A 3432-nucleotide genomic window follows, 5' to 3' on the forward strand; every position below is an offset into this window, starting at 1 on the left:
CGTGCCGTCCGAGATGTTCGAACGGGTCGAGTATGCCGCGGATGCGCAGGGACAACTGCAGCGCGCGCTGCGTTTCTGGGATGCCCTGATCGAGCGGGACGGCGTGCCTGACGCGACGCTCCTGGAGGCGCACCTCGCCGCGGCGGGGGCCTACGAGGAGCTGGGGGCGGGACAACGCGGGCGGGACCTGTACCGCCGGGCGGTCGCCCTGAGCGAGGCGGCGCTCGCCTCGCTCGACCGGCTGGAGGGTCGCCTGAGCGACCGCGAACGCTGGTTGGCTTTGGCGGCCGGGGAAGCCGGTGTCCTCGGCGACGGTCGAGCGGCGGTCCTGGACTGGCTGGCCCGGTCCCGCACGCAGGCGCTGCTGGATTCCGTCGCGGCGTCGCAGCGGCTCTCGGCGCAGATATCGGCGGCACTCGAGACACCCCTGCGCCGAACCGGCCGGGGGGTCGAGCTGGCCTCGCTGCGTGCCCGGCTCTCGGCGGCGCGCGATGAGGCGTTGCGGCTGTTGCGGGACGAGGCGGTGGATGTGATCGCCGAAGAGCGGCGTCGGCTCCAGCGCTACCGCGTCCGGGCCTCGCTCGGTCTGGCGGAGATCCAGCGGCGGGTGGCCCTGTCCGGCCTCGGGCAGTGAGCCGCGGGGCGCCGACGCCCGCGGCTGCCGGCGTGCTCAGGCCAGGCCGTTCAACTCGAGGATCGAGCGCGCCATCTCGGGTCCCTTGTACTCCTCGATGAAGTGGCCGTGGTCGGGATATTCGTGGGTCCGGTCCCGCATTTGCGGCAGGGCCTTCTGCCACTGATGGATGACTTCGGATTTGCCGCAGGGGTCCCAGGCGCCGAAATAGCCGGCGACCCCGATATTGCGGCCCTGCGGTCCCCAGGCCTCGGGCACCAGGCGGTGCAGGCGGCGATAGAAATCCCGGTTGTCCTGCAGGCCGTGCCGCGGGTCGCGGTAGCGGTAGCCGTGTCCCCAGACCGGAGTCTGCCGCACGTGGCGCTTGGAGGCCCGTGCATTGGCAACGCTGCGCATCTGGTCGGACCAGACGGCCTCGGGCGTGCCCGGCTGGAAGCGGCGCAGGGCGTGCTTGCCGAGATAGCCCAGAACCCCCGCCAGGAAGGCCGCCCGGCTCTGGGGCTCGGCGTGCGAGACCACGTAGGCGGCGACGCCGCCCCAGAGCCGGTCGGGCACGACCGACGGTGTCCGGCACCAGGGCAGCCAGGGGATGGGCCAGTTCGCGTAGGTGTACCCCTCGGACGGCATCGGGAATACTGCGGTGTTCATGAGCAGCAGGTGGCTCACCCGCGCCGGCTCATCCAGGAATGCACCGATCCCGATCGGTCCGCCCCAGTCGTGGACGACCAGGGTGATCCCGTCTAGGTCCAGGTGGCGGACGAGTTCGCCGAGGTTCCGGGCGTGGTGGAAATCCACCATCTCGAAGCGGGCCTGGTCCGACAGCCCGAATCCCAGGTGGTCGACCGCGACCAGCCGCAGGGGGCGGCCGGCCGCGATCAGTGCATCGCGTATGTGGCGATAGGTATAGGAGCATTCCGGGTTCCCGTGCACGAACAGCACGGTGGCCTCCGGCGACCCGTCGCCGACGATGCAATCATAGTAGAACAGCGTCCTGCCGGCGTCGGGGCCGCCGGCGAGCGTGTGCCAGCGGGCGGCGCCCGGCGGACAGTAGTCCGCCGGGACCTGCCGCAGTGGCGAGTCGGTCGGGATTTGCCCGATGTCGCTCGTCACGCGTGCGCAGTCACCATGGACCTACTCCAGGCCGGGCAGGGTGGCGCCGCTCGCCAGGGCGGTGAGCGTGCCCGCGTCCAGCTCGCCCGCCGGAAGCGGCAACTGCGCTGGATCGAGTCCGGGCAGTCCGCCGCCGCCCCCGCCCGGCAGAATGCTGAAGTCGCCGACCAGCAAGCCCAGCAGCGGTACCGGCAGGCTGCCGCCCGCGAACGGGTTTGATGCCACGAATTCGAGCAGCCGCTGCACATCGCGCAAGAGAAGCGATGTCTCGGCGGGGTTGTTGGTCAGCGACTGGACCGTTCCACCCAACTCGCTCAAGATCTGGGGAGCGGCCGAGGCGGTGCCGCCGAATACCGGGACGAGCACGCCGCCCCCGTCCCCATCGCCCGGCCCGAGCAGATCGACCCTCAGCAAGACATCGATCAGGTCCAGGGGCACGCCGCTGCTGGCGAGATACTGCCCGAGGCTGTCGTGCGGGCCGAGGAAGGCAAGGTTCTCGCCCTGTATCACCGGCAGGTTGTCGAGCAGGGCCGGGGAGTTGACCCGGGAGATGAGCGGCGCGCCCGCGTCGGCGAGTGGTCCGACGAGGACGCCGAGCACCGGGGTGGCGACGCGGTCGAGCAGCGGTTGCACTAGCATACCGGAGCCTATGATGTCGTCGCTCAGTGCCGTTTCCAGCGGCGTGCCGTCGGCGAGGTCAGTACCCAGATCCGTGACCAGCGTCTCGACGCCGTCGACCGCGCCGGCGGCGTCGCCAGTCAGCAGGCCTTGCAAGACCGTGTTGACATTGCCGACCGCGTGATCTGTGGCGGCGAGCAGGTTGCCGGCATCCTGGGCGGACGCGCCGCTCGCGTACAGGGCCAGCAGCAACGGGATGAATTTGCCGAGAATGTGTTTCATGACCTCCTCCTCGTTATTCTAGTGACGGGTTCGTCGTCCCGGCCGGCGCCGATAGCGCCGGATCGTTGCAGCTTACCCCCCGCCGCGCCACGATCAACCTAACGAAAGGAGGGGATGCGGGATCCGCCAAGAATCATTATCGATGGCTGCGTGCGCCTTTGCGCGCCGGAGGAAACGGTCCCCGAGCTGGAGTCCATGCCCCGGCGGGCGCGCTGCTTGGCAACCCCCGGCGAAACGTCAGAGATCAAGCACCAGCCGGTCGCCCTTGGCCCGGGACACGCAGGAGGTCATCACGCCTCCTTCACGGGCTGTCTCGCTCAGAACCACGTCCCGGTGATCGATCTCGCCCTCCACGACCCGGCAGGCACCGGTGCCGCAGAGTCCCTGCTCGCAGACGGAGTGCACCGGGAACCGGTGTTCCCGCAGCACGTCGAGCAGCGAGCGCCCGGCGGGCACGTGCAGCGTGTGTCCGGAACGGGCCGCGACGAGACCTCGAACGACCAGTCCTCGTCCGTGGTGGCGGATTCGCGGGGGCGTTGGCTTTGTTGACGACGCGCGTGCTTCCTCGGCGAAACCGCAGGTTGGCATTGGCGCGGGTGACGAAAAACGTCCCGGCTTGGTCGTCGCGCCACTCGTTGGCATGGGCCAGCGTGTTGCGCGCCACGCCGCCGCGAATGCCCATGTGATACAGCTTGCTCGACTGCGCCCGCAGGCCTTCGCGATAGGTCAGCTGCGTGAAGGCCAACACCAGGAACTGGTCCAGACAGGAAAACGACTGGATCTTGTGG

General features: G+C 69.6%; 4 protein-coding genes and 1 pseudogene. 1 reads left to right on the forward strand and 4 read right to left on the reverse strand.

From position 1 onward, the window contains the following. Positions 1 to 634: hypothetical protein (locus RM532_RS15710; protein WP_311654285.1), on the forward strand; the 634-nt coding region annotated here is incomplete at its 5' end. 36 nt (positions 635 to 670) lie between these two features. On the opposite strand, the gene RM532_RS15715 is transcribed toward RM532_RS15710, so the two are convergent. From RM532_RS15715 to RM532_RS15730, 4 genes and pseudogenes are all read right to left on the reverse strand, one after another. After that, the gene (locus RM532_RS15715) at positions 671 to 1744 is read right to left on the reverse strand and encodes an alpha/beta fold hydrolase (RefSeq protein ID WP_311654286.1); all 1074 of its coding nucleotides are present in this window, start codon (positions 1742 to 1744) and stop codon (positions 671 to 673) included. A 21-nt stretch (positions 1745 to 1765) separates the two neighbouring features. Further along, positions 1766 to 2644 carry a hypothetical protein gene (locus RM532_RS15720; RefSeq protein WP_311654287.1) on the reverse strand — a complete coding sequence of 293 codons (879 nt, stop codon included), beginning with the start codon at positions 2642 to 2644 and terminating at the stop codon, positions 1766 to 1768. Between the two features lie 237 nt (positions 2645 to 2881). Continuing rightward, on the reverse strand, positions 2882 to 3286 hold the full coding sequence (locus tag RM532_RS15725) for a 2Fe-2S iron-sulfur cluster-binding protein (protein ID WP_311654288.1): 405 nt from the start codon (positions 3284 to 3286) through the stop codon (positions 2882 to 2884). Beyond that, positions 3267 to 3432 (reverse strand): annotated as a pseudogene (locus RM532_RS15730) (DUF4372 domain-containing protein); the annotation flags it as partial. The gene RM532_RS15725 and the pseudogene RM532_RS15730, both read right to left, overlap by 20 nt.

Origin of the sequence: Spectribacter hydrogenoxidans (assembly GCF_031846275.1) — a bacterium.
Lineage (GTDB): Bacteria > Pseudomonadota > Gammaproteobacteria > Nevskiales > Salinisphaeraceae > Spectribacter > Spectribacter hydrogenoxidans.